We start from the raw sequence: 20,491 nt of genomic DNA, 5'->3' as shown, positions 1-20,491 counted from the left end.
CCATAGTATTTTCACTATGGCGTTTCTTGTATAATTTAAATATTGATACCGCCACTCACTTCTATACGCTGACCATTAATCCAACGTGCTTCATCACTGCATAAAAAAGCTACTACACTACCTATATCCTCGGCAACGCCAACCCTGCCTAATGGCGAAAGTGATGCCAATCGTTCTTTCATTAAAGGGTTACTGCGAATAGCAGCATGATTGAAATCGGTTTCAACAGGGCCCGGTGCCACCACATTGGCTCTAATGCCTTTGTGACCTAATTCTTTGGCTACATAACGCGTAAATACCTCAACCGCTCCTTTCATGGAAGAATAAACAGAATAACCCGGATTACAATAACGGGTGGTGCCACTGGAAATATTAATAACACAACCTCCGTTATTTAAAATAGGTATGCAGTGTTGCGTTAAAAAATACACCGATTTAAAATGTACGTTCAAAAATTCATCAAACAATGCTTCTGTAACTTCTTCAAATGGAACAGTTGCGCCCATGCCGGCATTGTTAATTAAATAATCAAAATGGGTAGCATTGAAATTGCTGTGCAATGTATCTTTTAAAGTTACAATGAATGCCGGAATACTTTTAACATCTGAAAGGTTTAAATGTAATGCAACGGATTTAACTTTTAATTGCTCTAATTCAGCAACTGTTTGTATGGCCAACTCACGGTTTTGGTGATAAGTAATAATAACGTTATGTCCTTTGTGTGCTAATTGTAAAGCCATGTCTTTTCCTAATCCCCTGTTGCCACCGGTTACTAAAGCTATTTTTGTACTGCTCATGTTATGAGTTTTTTGTTCAAACAATAATGCTAAGCAATTAGTTTACGCCAACTTTTGTTTTAAACAACTTTTAAGCAATGCTGCCCCAAATTTTTTTCAGATTTTGCATACTGGTGGTAATGCTGGCAAATGGGTCAGCAGGATTATCATGCTCAACAAAATAATATTGCATGCCTGAGGTTTTTGCGTGCTCAAAAATATTTTTAAAATTTACAACACCTGTACCTACCGGCTGTGGTTGTTTTAAATCCTTGTCAATATCTTTTACGTGCCATAATTTGTAGCGCCCCGGGTTTTGTTCAAATAACGTAACCGGATTTACGCCGGCTTTGGTAACCCATGCCAAATCTAATTCCAATGCAACAGGTGTTTCTTTTAAAATAATATCATAAGGCAAAACTCCATCAACCGGCTTAAACTCGGTGTAATGGTTATGGTAAGCAAACTGAATACCGGCCTTTTTACAAGCCTCATCCGTTTTGTTCAAAGTGTTCATCGCCGATTTTATTTCATCTGTTGTATTGAGTGGAATGCTGGCACAAACCAAATAAGGAATACCGCCTTCAGCAGCTTCATCAACTAGCTCCTGCATATTGTCGCGTAAATTTTTCATAGGCGGAATAACAATGGGTTTCCCATCGGGCCCATTAGGCATTTTGCGACCGGGTGGCAATTGAAACGGCGCACCTAATACATGGTGCGATTTCCAGGAAAGTCCTTTATCCTTTACCAACGCTGCAAATGCTTTGGGGGTCATGCCATAATAACCGCCTTTTTTGCTAAAAGCCGATTCAATGTTTTTATAACCTATGTCAGCAATTTTTTGCAAAGTGCCCGGTACATCTGCATCAATTACATTAAAAAAGGTATACAACTGAACTCCGGCAGGCGGCATTGTTTCCCAAAAACTGCCTGAGGCAACCGCTTTGGAAACAGCTAAGCCACTTAATGCAGCCATTCCGGTTGTTTTTAAAAAATCTCTTCTTTTCAGCATATCGTTAGGTTTTAGGTGTTTAAAGTTAGTTGTTTGTTGTAAGTTGTCCTACTATAGTAGGCCCTGAATTTGGCTTTTGGTTTATAAATTTTTTGTGTGAATGGCTTCACTGTTATATTTTAGAATGAATGGAAACATTTTAGCATCATAGCTTGATTACATTTTTTTGATAAATATCAAACTGATATAGAAAACGAATGTCATTCCTATTATTTTCGGATGTACAACCTTTTGAAAGGCTTTACCGCATTAGTATTGCTTGTAGTGATAGCAACAGAATAATTATCGATTTTGAAACAGCATGGAAGTACGCATACATATTGACTGCAAAAACAGGCAAGTAATAAGTATAATTTAATTGTTGGTTTTAAGTGAAGGTTGTAATTTTTCAATACCTTAATTGCTGCCACATGAAACGTTTATTTGCACTGGTTGTAATAATATGTAGCGCAACCATTAGTAATAACTTATTTGCTCAAAATTGGATATCCTTATTCAATGGGAAAGATTTAACAGGTTGGGAACAAGCTGCAGGAACGGCCAAGTTTAGCGTACAGAATGGGATGATTGTGGGTGAAACGGTTGCAGGTTCACCCAACAGTTTTTTAAGAACGAAAAACACTTACGGAAATTTTGTTTTAGAATTAGATGCTATGTTGCCGGATAGTACCTCTAATTCCGGTGTGCAATTGCGCAGCCATGTAAATGAAGCAGGTAGGGTATATGGTTATCAATATGAATTAGACCCATCTTCCCGCAAATGGACAGGTGGCTTATATGATGAAGCTCGGCGCGATTGGTTGTATCCACTTTCATTAAATCCCGATGCACAAAAAGCCTATATGCCTGCTAAATTCAATCACATAAAAGTAGAATGCATAGGAAATGAAATAAAAACATGGATTAATGGTGTTCCCGCAGCATATGTTGTAGATACGATGGATAAAGAGGGTTTTATTGCTTTACAAGTACATAGCATAGGAAATAACAGTGCATTAGCCGGTGAAAAAGTGTATTTTAAAAATATTCGCATACAAACTAAAAATATTCAATCAAGTCCTTTTCATAAAGCCATATACGTTGTTAATAATATTCCCAATTATTTGTGCCCCTATGAAAAGCAATGGGGCTGGCAATTATTGTTTAATGGCGAAAATAGTGATGGATGGCGTGGTGCTTATAAAGATCATTTTCCTAAAACCGATTGGCAAATAAAAGATGGAATGATTACGGTGCTGGCATCGCAAGGAAAAGAAGGTGGCAATGGCGGTGATGTAGTAACTGATAAACAATACAGCGCTTTTGATTTATCGTTTGAGTTTAAATTAACACCCGGCGCTAATAGTGGTGTGAAATATTTTGTAACCTTAACGGAACATAATGAAGGTTCTGCTATTGGTTTGGAATATCAAGTTTTAGATGATGCACTACACCCTGATGCTAAACTGGGAAGAGATGGGGATAGAACGCTAGCATCGTTATATGATTTAATACCTGCCAAAAAAGAATCACGCTTTGTGCATCCTGTTGGTAGTTGGAATACCGGAAGAATTGTGGTGTACCCCAATAACCATGTAGAACATTATTTAAATGGTATAAAAGTGTTGGAATATGATAGAGGTTCTGATGCATTCAGGGCTTTAGTTGCTATTAGCAAATTTAAAATTTGGAAAAATTTTGGCGAGGCAAAGCAAGGACATATTTTGTTACAAGACCACGGCAATGAGGTTAGCTTTAGAAGCATTAAAATTAAAACGTTACAATAGCCGAATAGTGTACTAAAAGTACAAGTGTGCGACGCAAGAAAAGCTACATAGTAGCAATACAGTTAAGTACAAAAAAATAGTTTATGCAAAGAAGAAAATTTTTGCAACAAGCTACATTGGCTACGGCCGGTGTAACCATTTTAAATTTTCCGGTTTTTGGAAAATTAGCACCCAGTAATAAAGTAATTGTTGCGGTAATGGGTGTAAATAGTCGAGGGGCTTATTTGGCTAAAAGTTTTTCGCAGTTGCCGAATGTTGAAGTGGCTTACATTTGCGATGTTGAGCAGGGCGCCATAAAAAATGGTTTAGATGCATTGAAAGATGCCCAACGGAAACCCATTGTTGTATCTGATATTCGGAAATTGGTTACCCAAAAAGATTTTGATGCTTTAGTAATTGCAGCACCTGATCATTGGCACACACCTGCTGCAATATTAGGTGTGCAAAACGGAAAACATGTTTATGTTGAAAAGCCCTGCGGCCAAAATCCGCATGAGGGCGAAATGATTGTAACCGCTATGCAGCGATATGGCAAGTTAATTCAAATGGGTAATCAGCGTCGTTCATTTCCCAGTTTAATTGAAGCGGTTAATTTAGTGCACAATGGCATTATTGGTAATACTTATTTTGCAAAAGGCTGGTATGCAAACAATAGAACTAGCATTGGCTACGGCAAGGTGGTACCGGTACCTGCTACATTAAATTACGAGTTATGGCAAGGTCCTGCACCACGAAAACCTTACCAGGATAATTTAATACATTATAACTGGCATTGGTTTTGGCATTGGGGAACCGGCGAAGCTTGCAACAATGGTACACACGAAATTGATTGCTGCCGCTGGTTTTTAAATGTTGATTATCCCAGTAAAGTTACGTCAACCGGTGGTCGTTATGCATTTAAAGATGATTGGCAAACACCTGATACGCAAGTGGCCGGATTTGAGTTCGGTGATAAAAAAGCCATTACCTGGGAAAGTAGAAGTTGTAATATTTATCCTGTAGAGGGTGCCGGTAGAGGATTTATTATTTATGGTGATAAAGGCACCTTGGTAAATAAAGGGGGTGGCGATTATGCTATATACGATAAAGACAATCACTTAGTTAAAGCAGTAAAAAGCGAAGTGGTAGCTGATCCTTCTAACCCTGTAAGTGCCAATGGTAATTTAGATTTTTATCATTTCAGCAATTTTATTGATGCTGTAAAAGGGGAAACGAAAATTACTTCTCCCGTAACAGAAGGTAGCAAGAGTGTACTACTTTGTCATTTAGCTAATATAGCACAAAGGGTAGGCCGTACATTGTATTGCAATCCAGCTAACGGACATATTATTGATGATGCTGAGGCTATGGCATTATGGGGAAGAACATATGAACCGGGTTGGCAACCCGAAATTTAAATGAGTGGGTTTAAAATGTTTTGTTTATGCGAAAGGTAATAGGCTTTTTTTTAAGTGTTGTGATTGGCAATTTCATTGTTGCCCAACCAATAAATGTGGCATTACAAAACCAAACCTGGTCCGCTCATTGGATACAAGCACCCAACACCGCACTCAATGATTATGGTGTTTATTTTTTTAGAAAACAAATCAACATTGTTCAATTACCACAACAATATTGGGTTCATGTATCGGCAGACAATCGTTATAAACTTTATGTAAATGGCCAATTAGTTAGCTTAGGTCCGGCACGAAGTGACTTGAACTATTGGAATTATACAACCATTGATTTAAAACCTTTTTTAAAAACGGGCTTTAATATTATTGCTGCTGAGGTGTGGAATGAAAGCAGTTACAGACCTGAAGCACAAATATCGCATCGTACAGGTTGGCTAATGCAAGGTAATTCAGCGGATGAAAGTGCAGTTAATACCAATAGCAGTTGGAAAAGTTTTATTTGTAAAGCTTATCAACCGCTTGCGGGTATTGGGTATGCAGGATATTATGTTGCAGGTCCTGGTGAAATTGTGAATATGCACCATATGCCTTTGCATTGGAAAGAAATTGATTTTAATGATGATTCATGGCCTTCTGCAGTAAATATTGGTTGGTCAGGGGCTAAACCAAAAGGTGTTGGCGATATTAATGAATGGATGTTGGTACCCGGCAGTTTACCTCCAATGGAATTAACTGATACAAGAATTAAAAACATACGCAGTGCCATTGGTGTAGTAGCCAATAATAATTTTTTATTGGGCAATTCTCCTATACAAATTCCTGCACACAGTTCCGCAACCTTGTTATTAGATAATGCACAACTTACCAATGCCTTTGTTCATGTTTTATTTTCCGGTGGTAATAATGCTACGCTTACTTTAACCTATGCGGAAGCTTTATTTGAGAAAGATGCGAATGGTAAACCTACACTGCAAAAAGGCAACCGAAATGAAATTGCAAATAAAGTTATTTTAGGTAGAAAAGATAGTATTATAGCTTCCGGTGAGCAGCATCAATTGTTTACAAGTTTAAGCTGGCGTACCTTTCGTTATATTCAACTGCAGATAGTTACGACAAATGAACCTATAACGGTACAAGATATTTATACTACATTTATTGGCTATCCCTATCAACTAAATGCAGCTGTTGAAACATCGGATACCATGCTGCATAAAATATTGCAAACCGGCTGGCATACAGCTCGTTTATGTGCTATTGAAACGTTTATGGATTGCCCTTACTATGAGCAATTGCAATACATTGGCGATAGCAGAATTCAGGCTTTAGTTGCTTTATACAATAGCGGTGATGACAGATTGGTTAGAAACGCTTTAAACCAAATGGACCATTCAAGAATGGCGGAAGGTATTACTTTAAGTCGCCATCCTTCCTATACGCCTCAACAAATACCAACCTTTTCATTATGGTATATTGGCATGTTAGCTGATTATTGGAAATATAGGGGCGATAGTATTTTCATTGCTCAAAAACTGCAAGGGGTACGAAATATTTTATGGTTTTTTCAGCAATACCAACAAAAAGACGGCTCGTTACAACATGTTCCTTACTGGATGTTTACTGATTGGGTAGATGGGCACACGGGATGGAATGGTGGTACTGCACCTTATTCTGAAAATGGCTCTTCGGCTATATTAGATCTACAACTGCTTTGGGCTTATCAAATTGCTTCGCAGTTAGAGAAACAATTAGGCATGCCTGCTTATGAAAAATTATATAACACAAAGGCCACTCAGTTACAACATACCATTATGCAAAAGTATTGGCGTAACGAAGTAGGTTTGTTGTCAGATATTGATGATGGCAATTTGTTTTCGCAGCATGCTAATGCTTTAGCTATTTTAACCAATACTGTTGATGGTACTACCGCTAAAAATATAGCAAGGCAACTTTTGAATAATAAGCAATTGGCACCGGCTTCCATTTATTTTAAGTACTATGTGCATCAGGCACTTATTAAAGCGGGTTTGGGAAATGATTATTTAGATTGGTTAAGTATTTGGCAACAAAATTTAGCAATGGGTTTAACAACCTGGGCTGAAACTTCTGACATCAATGGTTCACGTTCCGATTGTCATGCATGGGGTGCAAGTCCGAATATTGAAATTTATAGAACTGTTTTGGGAATTGATAGTGATGCACCGGGTTTTAAAAGCGTAAAAATTAGTCCGCATTTGGGTAAGCTTACCAACATAAGTGGACAAATTCCTCATCCCTATGGTACAATTGCAGTGGCCTATAAAAAACTAAATGGGCAATGGCAAGTTAACATTCATTTGCCTGAAAAGTTAAGCGGAAAACTAGAGTGGAAGCAACATTCATACCCATTGCATGGTGGCAGCAATGCGTTTACGTTACCCTGATTTTTTATTAAAGATTAACCAAACCATTCATACATATTTTGTAATAACACTTTTTGTTTGGCTGTTGCATCCAAATCGCGAACCAGTTTACCTTCATGAATTTGTAAAAGCCGGTTGCCGTATTGTTGTGCATCTTTTAAATTATGCGTAATAAAAATGGCAGTTAAGTGGTATTCCTGAATGAGGTGTTGTGCAGTATTTAAAATAATTTCGGCAGATTTAGGATCTAATGCGGCTGTAGGCTCATCCAGCAATAAAATTTTGGTATTATCCATAATGCACATCAATAAAGTAAGTGCTTGTCGTTGCCCGCCCGATAATGTGCCCATGGGTTGGTTCAATTTATTTTCTAATCCCCAGTTTAGGCGAGCAATTACTTCTCTCACTCTTTTTTTAAATGCTGTAGTATTGCCAATGGTTAAATGTTTGGGTTGCGTACGCAGGGCTGCTAATCTAAAATTATCTAAGATGGTTAAATCCGGCGCCGTGCCATCAAAAGGATTTTGAAAAACACGAGCAATATATTTGCTGCGTTTAAAGTCGGGCAAAAAAGTAACATTTTCACCCGCAATGAATACTTTCCCTTTAGTGGGAATAACGCTGCCTGCTATGGTATTGAATAAAGTTGTTTTTCCTGAGCCATTGGCACCAATAATAATTACAAATTCCCCCTCATTAATTTGCAATGAAACATTGTTAAGTGCCGTAATTTCATTTACTCTTCCGGCATTAAATATTTTTGTTACTTGCTCTAACTGAATCATTGCCCTATTATTCATTTGGTTTAAGAACATTTTTAACCCTTGGCAGGGCAACAATAAGCAATACAAACAATGCTGTTACCAGCTTTAATATGTTGGGGTCAACCCCTAAGGAAAGCGTAACAGCTAATACCATTTGAAAAATAAAACTGCCTGCAATTACCAATGCAATTTGAGCACCAATAGCCACAATATTGAACCAAATACGCAGTGCATCGGCAATTAATACTGAACCTAAGCCTACAATAACAATACCAATGCCCATGTTTATATCGGTAAAATTTTGGTACTGGGCAACCAATGACCCGCTTAAAGCAGTAAGTGCGTTAGCCATAGCTAAGCCAATAATTTTCATTTTATTGTTATTAATACCCAATGAACGTGTCATGCTGGAACTGTTGCCGGTTGCACGCATCGCAATGCCAAAATCGGTTAACAATATATACCATAACAATATTGCAAAGGCGCCAATAATAATGATACCTGTAGCCAAAGTGTTATAAATGGAATGCGGAAAAATTTGAATGTAGGAAAATAAGGTATGTAAATTAATCAATGGAATATTAGAGCGGCCCATAATGATTAGGTTAATGGAATACAAGCCGGTCATTACTAAAATGCCCGCCAACAAGGCATCAATTTTTAATTTAGTATGAATGAAAGCGGTGCATATACCAGCCAAGGAACCGGACAGCATGCTAATTAAAACCACAATATATACCGGCCAATGTTGAACTAATAAAAGGGCAGTTACTGCTGCACCTAATGTGTAGCTTCCATCGGTGGTAATATCGGGAATATTAAAAATGCGCATGGAAATAAAAACCCCCATTGACATAGCTCCTAAGCAAAGCGACAATACCAAAGCTGATAAATAAAATTCCATTATTGAATGGGTTTATAATCGGATGGAAAATGTAAGTTATAAGTTTTTGCAACAGCAGGATTATAAACACTGTTACGTACTTTAACCATTTCCCAATGTAAACCGTTGGTTGATTTTTGTTTTAAGAACAAGGCAGCTTGCTCACCTGCCTGGTATCCCCAATCATAAATATTTGCGCCAAAAGCGGCAACCGCACCACGAGCCACTAAACCGGCTTCGCTCGTGAAAATAGGAACATGTTGTCGGTTACAAGCCTGCACAATATTTTCAAATGAAGCAAAAACGGTATTATCCGGATTGGCAAAAAATGCATCAATGTGTTTTGATAATAAGGATTGCGTTACCAAAGGCACATCGGCACTACTATTAACAGGTAAAGAAACCAAATTAATATGGTTTGCATTTGCCAATTGTTGAATGCGGTTAATGGCTTCTACTGATTGTGGTTCCGACTGATTAAATATCATTCCAACAGTAAGCGGTTGGTTATTGCTTGGGTGTAATATTTGCGGAATCAATAAAAATGAAGTATCTATATAATTCAAATTTTCGCCAACGCCAAATAAGTTGGCTGGCGCATGTCCTTGGGCGTCGGTCAATTTCATTAATTGGGGTGTTGCGGCTACCATCATAAATACCGGAATGGTTTTGGTATTTTGAATGGCAGTAATAGTTGGTAATGTAGCATTGGCTGCAATTAATGTTACCTGCTGTGTAATGAAATACTGAATAATTTGAGTTAAAGTAGGAATACTGCCTTGTGCATTCCGATAAATAATTTTAACGGTACCCTTCTGTTCATCAAAACCATTGGCTTTTAATGCGGCAATAAATCCTGTTTTGGCTTGTTCAATGGTATTGTCTTCAAATGCATCGGCAAAACCAACTACCGGAACATTGCTTTTATTGGTACAGGCACTTAAAAAAAATATTAATGCAAATAGCTGAACATATTTTAGTGGCTTCATGCCGATACAACGTTTAATTAGCTCCATTAACAACAATTTTTATTCATTGTTTAAAATTAGGCTGCTATCGTGGTATTTCCATAAATATTTATAATGTCTGTTATGCATATATGAAATGAATGTTTTTTTGTTATTAAATGATGGTTATTGAATTTACTTGCAATTGGTAAAGAAGCATAAAATACATCACTTATACATAAACGAGTTAAAGGTGATTAAAATTTTATTGAATAAAGTGTGAAAAAAAATTGCAAAGGTATTAACTTAGAAAGGTGAATTTGTTTAGAAATAAATGACCCTGTATGAGAACAGTGAATGCCAAAATTCAATTAGGATTGATTGCTTTAATCTTAGCATTCATTACCTCATTGAGCTGTATAATGCCTGTTGTTGCACTAATAACAAAAAATCATACAGTTACTGCTTTTTTTTCATGGATGGAACCCTATAGGCCGGCTTTAATTAGTATCACCTTCATTTCATTAGTAGTTTCTTGGTATCAATTTTTTTCTATACCCAAATTAGATAAGAATACTGAGATTAATAGTAAATTTTCATTATCTAAGAAGTTTTACTTGTTAAGCTCAATAACTTTATTGTCCTTGTTATTAATTACTTTTCCTTTTTATTCCTCCATTTTTATTCCGAAAATTAAAAATATTGAAAAACCTGCTTATCTAGATAAAACTGTGGTAAAGAAAGTGAAATTAATGTTAGAAGGTATGGAATGTGAGGCATGTACTAATACGATAAAAATGAGTTTAGCAAATCATAAGGGGGTTGTAAATTTTGAAACTTCGTTCAGTGAATCAACCGCAATAGTTGAGTTTAATATGCTAGAAACAACATTAGATGATATTATTCATACTATTAATTCAACGGGCTATAGTGTTTCCGGGGTAAGTGAGGTGAAATAGTACTTGGTTTTTAACTTATTTAATCAAGACAACTGATTATGTTTAGTTCGGAATTCAGCATTATTATGTTTGCTTTATAATTCTTTTTTATATACCCTATCTCGTCATCTAACTTTAGGACTTTAGCAGGTATAGTGGAACACATAGCCAAAGCATCCGTAATATTTATATTTACCCGGTTAACTAAATTTTTAAATGCCTGATGCATTGTTAATGCCGAGCCACTTAAAATGCCATTACTTTCATACTTGTTACCGTTTAATGTGTGTTGATATGGACCTGTATGCGTAGTAGTAACAGCATCGGTAATAGCAAATAAGCGGTTAGGCATTTGTTTGCAGGCAATTTTTACTGCCTCAAAATGTACATGATAACCGTCCGGAATAATAGATGCATAAACTGTTGGATGTAAAAATGTTGCACCCACCATTCCCGGTGCTCGATGCGATAACGGACTCATAGCATTATACAAATGGGTAACCGTTGGTATGCCATTGTTAAAAGCATGGGTCGCTTCTTCAAAGCTGGCATTACTATGCCCTGCCGATATTATAATACCTGCTTGTTTTATTATTTCAATGATTGTTTCATTGCAAACTTCAGGCGCTAGGGTTATCATTTTAATGACACCCTTGCCATAGGCTAATAGTTCTTCTACTTCAGTAATGGTGGGGCTATGTACAATACTTTCAATATGTGCGCCTCTTTTTTCTTTGTTAATCCATGGCCCTTCTAAATGTAAGCCTAAACAACCTTTGCCTCCTTCGCGCCAGTATTGCTTCACTGCATCAATGCCGGCATACATTATTTCTTTTGTATTGGTGGCAATAGTGGGTAAAAAATGTAATGTACCCCATTGTTTACAATGCGTTTGCAATGCCCATATACTTTTGCTATTGGGAAATGCGGAAAGCAATAGCTCATTCGCACCATAAATTTGTGCATCAATAAAGGCGGGGCTTATATAGTCAAATATTTGTTGGGGTGAATGAGCATCATCAAATGGTTCAATGTTGTTAATGATGCCATTTTGAATGTGGATGGATTGGTTGTTTAATAAAGCATTGCCGGTAAAAACATGGCGTCCGTATAAAACATAGTCATTAGGCATGAATGGAAAATTTATCGGCATCGGCCAAGAAGGGGAATCGGGACCTTACCTCGTTTAAAAAATCGCTACTTAAAGTTACATCTCCAATGGCTTCTTTATTGGCTTCATGCCATAAAATTTCGCCCAATGGGTTTATAGCCATACTATCACCGCTATGGGCAATACCATTGCCATCATTACCTATTCTGTTTACACCAATTACATAACATTGATTTTCTATGGCTCTTGCTATTAGCAAACTTTTCCAGGCATGTATTCTTTTTTCAGGCCAATTGGCAACATAAATTAAAACATCATATTCCGGTGGGTTATTGGCTTGCTGACGAGCCCAAACCGGGAAGCGCAAGTCGTAACAAATTTGTACATTAATTTTCCATCCGTTTACTGATGCAATTAATCGTTTATTGCCCGGTGTGTAATGTTTATCTTCTCCCGCATAAGCAAAGCAATGGCGTTTATCATAAAAACCCATTTGCCCGTTCGGTAACATCCAAATTAATCGGTTATAATAGCAGTCGTTTTCCTGAATAATTAAACTGCCGGTAATAATACACTTTTTTGATTCAGCCATTTTTTTCATCCACAAAATAGTGTTGCCTTGCATGGTTTCGGCAAGCCGTTCGGGTTGCATGCTAAAACCCGTACTAAACATTTCGGGTAAAACAACTATATGTGTACCAATTGGTATGGATTGTAATTTGGCTTCCAATTGTTGCAAGTTTCCTGCAATATCTTCCCATTGTAAATGGGTTTGTACCAAACTAATGCGTAAGTCTTTCATTGCACTGTTTTTAAAAACAATAGGTTAGTTGAATGGATGCATACCGTTGTGGCAAGTATTGTGTAATACATTCTTTTGTTTGATAAACAATTTCTATTTTTCCCATCCAATGGCCTTGCGCCAATACTATTCCCCAATTTTGTTGGTACATCCATTTTTCGGGTGTTCCGGCAACTGTGCTGCTTGTATTACTGCTACTGCCTTGTACGGTAGCATTGTATCCTTGTAAAGTAATTTCAGGATAAAAGTACACAAACCATTCCAGGCTTTGATGGCTTTTTGACGGGTTGTAAGCCGGCACATTCCATAAGGCACTGTTTGTATTGGCGTTTAATTTTCCCAAAACAAAAAATGCACCTGCTTTTGCGTTAGTATAAACATTTCCTGCATTTGCCGTAAATACCGGAATAATTTTGGCTGTATTTGATTGTGTTAATGCATGAATAAATGGCATGTATTGAATCATTGCATTAATAGTAATAGGCACTTGTACTTGTTTATACCAGTCGGTTACCGGATAAAGCCCCAACAAATGATGTAATCCATTTTGAAAATTTTGGCCCAAAGAATTATTGCCAATTGTTCCAACAGAAACATTCCATTGTAGGCCATAATGCTGTTGTAAACGTAAGTGTTTGTAGGTTAAGAATAAATAACCACAATAAGGTCTATCCACACTATCGGGGTAAAAGGTAAGTAAACGAGGTGTGTATAAAGCTTGTCCGGCTTCAATACTTTGCACTATTGTAGCATTTTGTTTTTGGTGACTGAAATTATATTGAAAGTATAAGCCGTTGGTGTAATATTTATCATTATCCTGAAGCAAGTATGCATCGTTATCGGTAGTAATGGATATGCTATGTTGCCAATTTGCAGGACCATTTTTTTGGGCAAAAATTTGTGAAATGGAACAACAGAATAATAAGCAGACCCAGATTTTCATGAAACGGTGGTTTGTTGTTTTAACCATTGTATTTGCTGATGCACTAAGCCGGGCTCATAACCTTTTTGAACTAAATAAGCTTGTGTTTTTGCCATTTTATTAATAGGCTGCTGTCCACGTAAGGTTTGCCATTTTTTTAAAGCCAGTTGTTGAAGTGTTTGCCTGTATTCAGTTTCGTCAATTACCGCTAAAGCTTTTTTAATGTTGAAGCTGCTGATTTTTTGCTGTTTCAATTCAAATTCAATTTTTTTTCTACCCCATTTTTTTTGCCTGAAATGACCGCCGGCAAAAAGTGTAGCGTATCTGGTTTCATTTAAATAGTTGTCTTCAATTAACAAACTCAGCATTTTTTCTACCTCGGGTTTGTGTAGCCCTAACGCATATAATTTTTCTTTAACCTCATAATGACTGCGCTCTCTATAAGCACAAAAATGTTTCATTTTTTGTAGCGCTTTTTCCCATGTTAGTTGTTGCGGCATACTTGTAAACTTATGCTTTGCTATTCAAATCTATGCCTTTCTATGTCAAATGTGGTCATTCTGTTTGAAATAGGGCATAAATTGTGTATGAAATATTAACAAATTACAGTAGGTTTGTTGCCATTACAAAAATTAAGAAAAATATGAAGTTTATTGTATCCTCATCTTCCCTTTTAAAACAACTGCAACACATTAGTGGCGTTATTAGTGCCAATACCGTACTGCCCATTTTAGAAGATTTTTTGTTTGAAATTGAAGGAAAAAAACTACATGTGGTGGCTACCGATTTAGAAACTGTAATGCGGGTGCAATTAGAAGTAGAAAGTAAAACCAATGGAAAAGTTTGTATTCCTGCTAAAATATTAATGGATACCCTAAAAAATATTCCTGAACAGCCTTTAACTTTTGATATTGATAAAAACCATGCAGTAGAAATTACCAGTGAAAATGGTAAGTACAAGGTAATGGGCGAAAATCCGGATAATTTCCCCAAGGAACCCGTTGCTGATGACGCTACCGCATTTAAAATGACCAGCAGTGCTTTGGTAACTGCAATCAATAAAACTTTATTTGCTGTTAGTAATGATGATTTGCGTCCTGCAATGACCGGTGTGTTTTTTGAATTAACTACCGATGCTGTTCAGTTCGTGTCAACTGACGCACACCGCTTGGTGAAGTACAAACGCACCGATGCCAAAGCCACATCCAATGATTCGTTTATTGTTCCCAAAAAACCGCTGAATCTGCTTAAGAATGCCTTACCCGATAATGATGATGAAATTAGCCTTAGCTACAACAATAGCCACTTGTTTGTAAGTCATGGCCAAATTCAAATGACTTGTAGGTTAATTGATGCTCGTTTCCCCGATTATAAAGTGGTTATACCCGTTGATAATCCGTACAAATTAGTAGTTAATAAAACCGATTTTCAAAATGCACTGCGCCGTGTAAGCGTATTTTCAAATAAAAGCACCAATCAGGTAGCTTTAAACATTACCAGTAATGAACTGCATTTAACTGCACAAGATGTTGATTTTAGCTTTGAGGGTAATGAAAGAATGGCTTGTACATTTGACGGGGGTGAATTGCAAATTGCATTCAATGCTAAATTTATGATTGAGATGTTGAATGCCGCCGAAACTCCTGAAGTGGTCATTGAATTATCAACGCCTACTAAAGCCGGTATTATTAAACCCGCCGAGCAAGCTGAAAATGAGGAATTAATTATGCTGGTAATGCCTTTAATGCTGAATAATTAATATAATATTTACATAATTGTTGGCCCTGTCTTCTTTGTAAGACGGGGCTTTTTTGTGCCCTTTTTAAAATTTTAGTAAATTGATGCTAAAACAGTCTTGCCATGCTTGAAAATCTGGTGCAATATTTTCAAACCTTAGATAAACACCCGGTAGAAAGGATGATAATTTTAGTATCGGGTTTATTGTTTTTTTGGATTTTAGAAGGTGCAATTCCTTTATTGCCCATGCATTATAAAAAAACTAAAGTGCGTCATGCAGGGGTAAATTTATTATTCACACTCATTCATTTAATTATACATACGTTTTTAGCCATTGGCATTGTGGCTTTAAGTGATTGGTGTAAAGTAAGCGGTTTTGGTTTAGTTTATTGGTTGCATGCAGGTATTGTGGGCACTATTATAATTGCCTTTATTACGCTCGATTTTTTTGGTGGATGGTTAGTGCATTTTGTGCAACATAAAAATGCCTGGCTTTGGCGGTTTCATATTATTCATCATGCCGATAATAATGTAGATGTAACTACCGGGTTACGCCATCACCCCATAGAAAGTATTTTACGTGGTTTATTTTTCTTTATTGGTATTTGGTTAAGTGGGGCACCTATGTATTCGGTAATGATTTTTCAAACCATATTGGTAGCCATCACTGCCTTTACACATGCTAATATTAGTTTGCCTAAATGGATTGATAATACATTAAGTTTTGTATTTGTTTCGCCTAACATGCACAAAGTTCACCATCATTGGCAACAGCCTTATACCGATAGTAATTATGGTGCAATATTATCCATTTGGGATCGGCTATTGGGTACTTTCAGGCATTTGTCCCCTCAAAAAATTAAGTATGGATTAGATAAATACTATTCCAACGCCGATGACGAGAATTTTATGCGTTTGTTAAAATTCCCTTTTCAAAAAACCAATAAGTAGTGCCGGAAATCTGCCATCTTTGTAAAAAAAACACATGAATATTGTTGCGCTAATCCCTGCCCGTTATGCTGCTACTCGTTATCCTGCCAAGTTAATGCAACAACTGGGTAATAAAACGGTTATTCGCCATACCTATGATAATACTTTAGCTACAGGTTTATTTAATGATGTGTGGGTAGTAACCGATAGTCCTATCATTTTTAATGAAATTACACAACATGGTGGTAAAGCGTTGATGAGTAAAAAAGAACATGAAAGCGGAAGCGATCGTATTGCTGAAGCTGCTGAACAATTAGATGTTGATATCATTGTAAATGTTCAAGGCGATGAGCCTTTTGTACAAAAACAACCACTACAAAAATTGTTAGATGCTTTTAGAAATGATGAAAGTGTTCAAGTAGCTTCATTAATGCAGGTATTAACCGATGAAAAATTAATTGCCGACCCTAATTATGTAAAGGTGGCCGTGAATAATAAAATGGACGCTTTGTTTTTTAGTAGAAGTGTTATTCCATATCAACGCGATAAAAATGTGAATCCGGTTTATTACGAACATATAGGCGTATATGCTTTTAAAAAGCAAGCATTACTTCAATTTACAAAATGGCCGATTACACCTTTGGAAGCTGCTGAAAAAATTGAGTGCTTGCGGTATTTGGAAAATGGTGTGCCATTAAGAATGGTGGTTACTGAATACATGGGGGTTGAAATTGATACACCCGCAGATTTGGAAAGAGCCGGGCAATTATTACAACAAAATATGCAATAATTATTTTTTGAATTTGTTGCAAATGTTGTTTGAATGAATTATTTTGTTCTTAAACCATTTTAAAACTTTCATTCAAAAAAAATTGCTTATGAACGATTTTCCCTTTGCCTTATTTGGCACATTTATGTTTGCTTATTTGGCAATCATTATTTTAGTATTAATAGCGCAATGGCAAATTTTCCAAAAAGCTAATCAACCGGGTTGGGCTTGCATTATTCCCATTTACAACATAATCGTATTACTTAGAATAGTAGGGAAACCTTGGTGGTGGTTCTTGCTCATGTTTATTCCCATTGTAAATATTGTGTTGGGCATTTGGGTTTTGAATTTGCTTTCAAAAAGCTTTGGTAAAGAAGAAGGGTTTACCGTTGGATTAATTTTTCTTCCCTTTATCTTTTATCCCATTTTAGGTTTTGGAAATGCTACATACAAAGGACCGGCAGGTAATAATTTTGTACCATCCGTTTCATAAAAATCGTTTAATCAATAGCCTGCTTCTGAAATGAGCAGGCTATTTTATTTTCAAAAAAATTTAATATTATTTTTCTCTCGCAGCCGGCTTATTAATCAATATTTTTGCGAAATAAATAACTATATACTTTTCCGGTATCCATTAAAACCAACCACATTTGCTGCCCCTACTTTGCCAATTAAATTAAGTTGCATGAAAAAACATTTACTCTATTTGTTCTTATGCTGTATGTTAAATGGAACAGTAATGGCACAATTAAAATTATATGGTGAAAATTATCGTCCGCAATTTCACTTTACGCCTGAACGCAATTGGATGAATGACCCCAACGGGCTGGTGTTTTATAAAGGTCAATATCATTTGTTTTACCAATACAATCCCTTTGCAAACGTGTGGGGGCACATGTCATGGGGGCATGCAGTTAGTAAAGATTTGATTCATTGGAAACAATTGCCGGTAGCTTTAGAAGAAGAAAATGGAATTATGATTTTTTCGGGATCTGCTGTAGTTGATACAAAAAATTCCAGTGGCTTAGGCTCTATTCAAAATCCGCCGTTAGTGGCTATTTATACAGGTAGCACGGATACTTTGCAAACACAAAACTTAGCTTATAGTACCGACAATGGCTTACAATGGGCAAAATACAAAAGCAATCCGGTGTTGAATGAAAACAAAAAAGATTTTCGCGATCCTAATGTTTTTTGGTATGCGCCGGAAAAAAAATGGATAATGAGTTTGTCGTATCCTACAACCCATCAAATAGCATTTTATAGTTCTGTTAATTTACGCGATTGGAAACAGGTTGGCATATTCGGTCCTGCCGGCGATACAACAGGTGTTTGGGAATGTCCCGATTTAATGCGTGTGCCTATATATGACCAGCCGGGAAGTTATAAATGGGTTTTATTAACTTCACAAAATGCAACCATGCAGTATTTTGTGGGCAATTTCGATGGTAAAAATTTTACCAGTGAAACACCCAATGGCACTACTTTAAAACCTGATTATGGAACTGATTATTATGCTGCCATTGCCTATCATAGTAATCCCATCGGAAAACCGGTAAGTATAGGTTGGGTAAATAACTGGTATTATGCCAATCAAATTCCTACTTATCCCTGGAAGGGCGCCGCATCATTACCGCGCACTTTGCAATTAAAAAAAATTAATGATGTTTGGCAACTCATTCAACAACCTGTTGCTGCTTTGGCAACTTTAAGAAAACAGCCGGTTATTTATGCCAACAAAAAAATAAATAAAACTACTGAGCTGCTTCCTTTTAAAGGAAATGTATGGGAAGGTGAAATTATTATGCAACCCGCCACTACGGGCGAAACCGGATTACAACTTGCAGTAGGTAACGGTCTTGCATTAAACATTAGTTACAATGCTGCTGCTAAGCAACTCGTTATTAATCGCAACAATACACCCGACTATTTTAGTGCAGCTTTCGCTGCCAGGCCTACCAGTATTGCCCCGGTTCGTTTATTGAATAATGAACTTAAGCTGCAGGTGTTTTTTGATAAAAGTATTGTAGAAGTATTTGTAAATAATGGTGAACAAGTGCTTACCGTACAAGTATTTCCGGCAGAGGAAAATAATGGCGTAGCTCTATACAGCACCGGTGAAAATGCTTTATTTAAGCGTGTAACTTTTTGGCCTATGAAATCAATTTGGTAAAGAAACTAAATACGGTAATATATTTGTAATGCTTTCGGCAGCAATTAAACCTGTACTAAAACCCAAAGCACTTTTACTATGCAATTTAGAAATTTTAAAATGATTGGTTATGTGGTGTATGGACGTGGTTGTTTTAACCAGTTAGATGAAATTTTATCGCCACAACGCAAGGGCGATGCACCTATGATTTTTTTAATTGACCATTTTTTCAATGGGAAACCATTAGTTAATAGAATTCCATTACGGGGTAAAGATATTATTATTTATGCTGATGTAACTAATGAGCCTAAAACTTCGCAGGTTGATGCTTTAGCTCAACAACTTAAAAATGAATTTGGTACCATTAGTGGTATTATTGGCATTGGCGGCGGTAGCACAATGGACTTAGCAAAGGCGGTATCGTTAATGATGACAAATCCGGGATCTTCAGCCGATTATCAGGGATGGGACTTGGTAAAATTTCCCGGTGTTTATAAAGTAGGTATTCCTACATTAAGTGGTACAGGTGCCGAAGTATCTCGCACTACCGTGCTAACCGGGCCTACCCGAAAACTTGGAATGAATTCTGATTTTACACCTTTCGATCAAATTGTATTGGACCCCGAATTGATTAAAGATGCACCTGTAAACCAACGTTTTTATACAGGAATGGATTGTTACATTCATTGTATTGAAAGTTTACAAGGTACTTATTTGAATGAGTTTAGTAAAAGTTATGGCGAAAAAGCTTTGCAACTTTGTCAACGCGTATTTTTAGAAAAAGATGTTTGGGATGATGAAAGCGATAACCAACTTATGATGGCTTCTTATGCCGGCGGAATGAGTATAGCATATTCGCAAGTAGGTGTAGCGCATGCAGTAAGTTATGGGTTGAGTTATTTATTAGGAACCAAACACGGTATTGGTAATTGTATTGTAATGAATCATTTAGAAGAATATTACCCGGAAGGTGTTGCAGAATTTAAACGCATGGTTGAAAAAAATAAGGTTGAAATTCCTACGGGTATTTGTAAAGGCCTTACCGATGAACAATTTGAAACAATGATGAATGTATCATTAGGCATGAAACCGCTTTGGGAAAATGCTTTAGGAAAAGATTGGGAAAAAATAATGACTCGCGATAAACTTAGAAAATTGTACGAAAAACTATAACATAAAGGCAACA

The 20,491-nt window shown here is 36.7% G+C and carries 19 protein-coding genes; 10 read left to right on the top strand and 9 right to left on the bottom strand.

Features of this window, described 5'->3' with window-relative positions; genetic code table 11:
* Positions 1-35 precede the first annotated feature (35 nt).
* Together LX80_RS08055 and LX80_RS08050 are read right to left on the bottom strand one after the other, a co-directional pair.
* Complete coding sequence (locus LX80_RS08055) at positions 36-797, bottom strand: SDR family NAD(P)-dependent oxidoreductase (protein WP_111295044.1); 762 nt, start codon at positions 795-797, stop codon at positions 36-38.
* Between the two features lie 70 nt (positions 798-867).
* On the bottom strand, positions 868-1,791 hold the full coding sequence (locus LX80_RS08050; RefSeq protein WP_111295042.1) for a sugar phosphate isomerase/epimerase family protein: 924 nt from the start codon (positions 1,789-1,791) through the stop codon (positions 868-870).
* A 410-nt stretch (positions 1,792-2,201) separates the two neighbouring features.
* Here LX80_RS08050 and LX80_RS08045 point away from each other — a divergent pair, with 410 nt between their 5' ends.
* The 3 genes from LX80_RS08045 (at position 2,202) to LX80_RS08035 (ending at position 7,371) form a co-directional block, all read left to right on the top strand.
* Positions 2,202-3,557, top strand: a complete 1,356-nt coding sequence (locus LX80_RS08045) for a 3-keto-disaccharide hydrolase (RefSeq protein WP_111295040.1) — start codon at positions 2,202-2,204, stop codon at positions 3,555-3,557.
* Positions 3,558-3,640: 83 nt separating this feature from the next.
* The gene (locus LX80_RS08040; RefSeq protein ID WP_111295038.1) at positions 3,641-4,954 is read left to right on the top strand and encodes a Gfo/Idh/MocA family protein; all 1,314 of its coding nucleotides are present in this window, start codon (positions 3,641-3,643) and stop codon (positions 4,952-4,954) included.
* A gap of 26 nt (positions 4,955-4,980) precedes the next feature.
* On the top strand, positions 4,981-7,371 hold the full coding sequence (locus LX80_RS08035; protein ID WP_111295036.1) for an alpha-L-rhamnosidase-related protein: 2,391 nt from the start codon (positions 4,981-4,983) through the stop codon (positions 7,369-7,371).
* A 14-nt stretch (positions 7,372-7,385) separates the two neighbouring features.
* Here the strand turns inward: LX80_RS08035 and LX80_RS08030 are convergent, their stop codons facing one another.
* From LX80_RS08030 to LX80_RS08020, 3 genes are read right to left on the bottom strand one after another with little or no spacing between them, the layout of a single operon-like run.
* Positions 7,386-8,135, bottom strand: a complete 750-nt coding sequence (locus tag LX80_RS08030; RefSeq protein WP_111295186.1) for an ABC transporter ATP-binding protein — start codon at positions 8,133-8,135, stop codon at positions 7,386-7,388.
* A gap of 7 nt (positions 8,136-8,142) precedes the next feature.
* Positions 8,143-9,018: an ABC transporter permease gene (locus tag LX80_RS08025; RefSeq protein WP_111295034.1), complete on the bottom strand. Its 876-nt coding sequence runs from the start codon at positions 9,016-9,018 to the stop codon at positions 8,143-8,145.
* Complete coding sequence (locus tag LX80_RS08020) at positions 9,018-10,013, bottom strand: ABC transporter substrate-binding protein (protein WP_211307731.1); 996 nt, start codon at positions 10,011-10,013, stop codon at positions 9,018-9,020. The genes LX80_RS08025 and LX80_RS08020 overlap by 1 nt, the downstream gene beginning before the upstream one ends.
* Before the next feature lie 275 nt (positions 10,014-10,288).
* On the opposite strand from LX80_RS08020, the gene LX80_RS08015 reads away from it, so the two are divergent.
* Entirely contained in the window at positions 10,289-10,903 is a 615-nt protein-coding gene (locus LX80_RS08015; protein ID WP_111295030.1) for a cation transporter, read from the top strand.
* A gap of 19 nt (positions 10,904-10,922) precedes the next feature.
* On the opposite strand, the gene nagA is transcribed toward LX80_RS08015, so the two are convergent.
* Genes nagA through LX80_RS07995 form a run of 4 tightly spaced genes read right to left on the bottom strand, consistent with a single transcriptional unit; the run spans position 10,923 to position 14,217 of the window.
* Positions 10,923-12,014, bottom strand: a complete 1,092-nt coding sequence (nagA, locus tag LX80_RS08010; RefSeq protein ID WP_111295028.1) for an N-acetylglucosamine-6-phosphate deacetylase — start codon at positions 12,012-12,014, stop codon at positions 10,923-10,925.
* Positions 12,007-12,795, bottom strand: coding sequence for an amidohydrolase (locus tag LX80_RS08005; protein WP_111295026.1), 789 nt, complete (start codon positions 12,793-12,795; stop codon positions 12,007-12,009). Before LX80_RS08005 ends, nagA begins: the two co-directional genes overlap by 8 nt.
* A 10-nt stretch (positions 12,796-12,805) precedes the next feature.
* On the bottom strand, positions 12,806-13,738 hold the full coding sequence (locus LX80_RS08000; protein WP_170120406.1) for a lipid A-modifier LpxR family protein: 933 nt from the start codon (positions 13,736-13,738) through the stop codon (positions 12,806-12,808).
* A complete protein-coding gene (locus LX80_RS07995; RefSeq protein ID WP_111295022.1) occupies positions 13,735-14,217 on the bottom strand; it encodes a regulatory protein RecX in 483 nt (160 codons plus the stop codon). Before LX80_RS07995 ends, LX80_RS08000 begins: the two co-directional genes overlap by 4 nt.
* Before the next feature lie 143 nt (positions 14,218-14,360).
* Here LX80_RS07995 and dnaN point away from each other — a divergent pair, with 143 nt between their 5' ends.
* From dnaN to LX80_RS07965, 6 genes are all read left to right on the top strand, one after another.
* Positions 14,361-15,476, top strand: coding sequence for a DNA polymerase III subunit beta (dnaN, locus tag LX80_RS07990; RefSeq protein WP_111295184.1), 1,116 nt, complete (start codon positions 14,361-14,363; stop codon positions 15,474-15,476).
* A gap of 101 nt (positions 15,477-15,577) precedes the next feature.
* Positions 15,578-16,405 carry a sterol desaturase family protein gene (locus tag LX80_RS07985; RefSeq protein ID WP_111295020.1) on the top strand — a complete coding sequence of 276 codons (828 nt, stop codon included), beginning with the start codon at positions 15,578-15,580 and terminating at the stop codon, positions 16,403-16,405.
* A 34-nt stretch (positions 16,406-16,439) separates the two neighbouring features.
* Entirely contained in the window at positions 16,440-17,174 is a 735-nt protein-coding gene (gene kdsB / locus LX80_RS07980; RefSeq protein WP_111295018.1) for a 3-deoxy-manno-octulosonate cytidylyltransferase, read from the top strand.
* Positions 17,175-17,262: 88 nt separating this feature from the next.
* Positions 17,263-17,646 carry a DUF5684 domain-containing protein gene (locus LX80_RS07975; protein WP_111295182.1) on the top strand — a complete coding sequence of 128 codons (384 nt, stop codon included), beginning with the start codon at positions 17,263-17,265 and terminating at the stop codon, positions 17,644-17,646.
* A 192-nt stretch (positions 17,647-17,838) separates the two neighbouring features.
* Positions 17,839-19,326 (top strand): glycoside hydrolase family 32 protein, encoded by a 1,488-nt coding sequence (locus LX80_RS07970; RefSeq protein WP_170120405.1) that lies wholly within the window; start codon positions 17,839-17,841, stop codon positions 19,324-19,326.
* A gap of 78 nt (positions 19,327-19,404) precedes the next feature.
* Positions 19,405-20,478: an iron-containing alcohol dehydrogenase family protein gene (locus tag LX80_RS07965; RefSeq protein ID WP_111295014.1), complete on the top strand. Its 1,074-nt coding sequence runs from the start codon at positions 19,405-19,407 to the stop codon at positions 20,476-20,478.
* The last annotated feature ends 13 nt before the right edge of the window (positions 20,479-20,491 follow it).

Source organism: Hydrotalea sandarakina (assembly GCF_003254115.1).
Classification (GTDB): domain Bacteria; phylum Bacteroidota; class Bacteroidia; order Chitinophagales; family Chitinophagaceae; genus Hydrotalea; species Hydrotalea sandarakina.
Note: the sequence above shows the minus strand (reverse complement) of the source record. Positions and strands in the feature narration are given on the sequence as shown.

Coding starts and splice junctions, on each gene's coding strand:
- LX80_RS08055 (WP_111295044.1), bottom strand. CDS start 797: ATGAGCAGTACAAAAATAGCTTTAGTAACCGGTGGCAACAGGGGATTA.
- LX80_RS08050 (WP_111295042.1), bottom strand. CDS start 1,791: ATGCTGAAAAGAAGAGATTTTTTAAAAACAACCGGAATGGCTGCATTA.
- LX80_RS08045 (WP_111295040.1), top strand. CDS start 2,202: ATGAAACGTTTATTTGCACTGGTTGTAATAATATGTAGCGCAACCATT.
- LX80_RS08040 (WP_111295038.1), top strand. CDS start 3,641: ATGCAAAGAAGAAAATTTTTGCAACAAGCTACATTGGCTACGGCCGGT.
- LX80_RS08035 (WP_111295036.1), top strand. CDS start 4,981: ATGCGAAAGGTAATAGGCTTTTTTTTAAGTGTTGTGATTGGCAATTTC.
- LX80_RS08030 (WP_111295186.1), bottom strand. CDS start 8,135: ATGATTCAGTTAGAGCAAGTAACAAAAATATTTAATGCCGGAAGAGTA.
- LX80_RS08025 (WP_111295034.1), bottom strand. CDS start 9,018: ATGGAATTTTATTTATCAGCTTTGGTATTGTCGCTTTGCTTAGGAGCT.
- LX80_RS08020 (WP_211307731.1), bottom strand. CDS start 10,013: ATGGAGCTAATTAAACGTTGTATCGGCATGAAGCCACTAAAATATGTT.
- LX80_RS08015 (WP_111295030.1), top strand. CDS start 10,289: ATGAGAACAGTGAATGCCAAAATTCAATTAGGATTGATTGCTTTAATC.
- nagA (WP_111295028.1), bottom strand. CDS start 12,014: ATGCCTAATGACTATGTTTTATACGGACGCCATGTTTTTACCGGCAAT.
- LX80_RS08005 (WP_111295026.1), bottom strand. CDS start 12,795: ATGAAAGACTTACGCATTAGTTTGGTACAAACCCATTTACAATGGGAA.
- LX80_RS08000 (WP_170120406.1), bottom strand. CDS start 13,738: ATGAAAATCTGGGTCTGCTTATTATTCTGTTGTTCCATTTCACAAATT.
- LX80_RS07995 (WP_111295022.1), bottom strand. CDS start 14,217: ATGCCGCAACAACTAACATGGGAAAAAGCGCTACAAAAAATGAAACAT.
- dnaN (WP_111295184.1), top strand. CDS start 14,361: ATGAAGTTTATTGTATCCTCATCTTCCCTTTTAAAACAACTGCAACAC.
- LX80_RS07985 (WP_111295020.1), top strand. CDS start 15,578: ATGCTTGAAAATCTGGTGCAATATTTTCAAACCTTAGATAAACACCCG.
- kdsB (WP_111295018.1), top strand. CDS start 16,440: ATGAATATTGTTGCGCTAATCCCTGCCCGTTATGCTGCTACTCGTTAT.
- LX80_RS07975 (WP_111295182.1), top strand. CDS start 17,263: ATGAACGATTTTCCCTTTGCCTTATTTGGCACATTTATGTTTGCTTAT.
- LX80_RS07970 (WP_170120405.1), top strand. CDS start 17,839: ATGAAAAAACATTTACTCTATTTGTTCTTATGCTGTATGTTAAATGGA.
- LX80_RS07965 (WP_111295014.1), top strand. CDS start 19,405: ATGCAATTTAGAAATTTTAAAATGATTGGTTATGTGGTGTATGGACGT.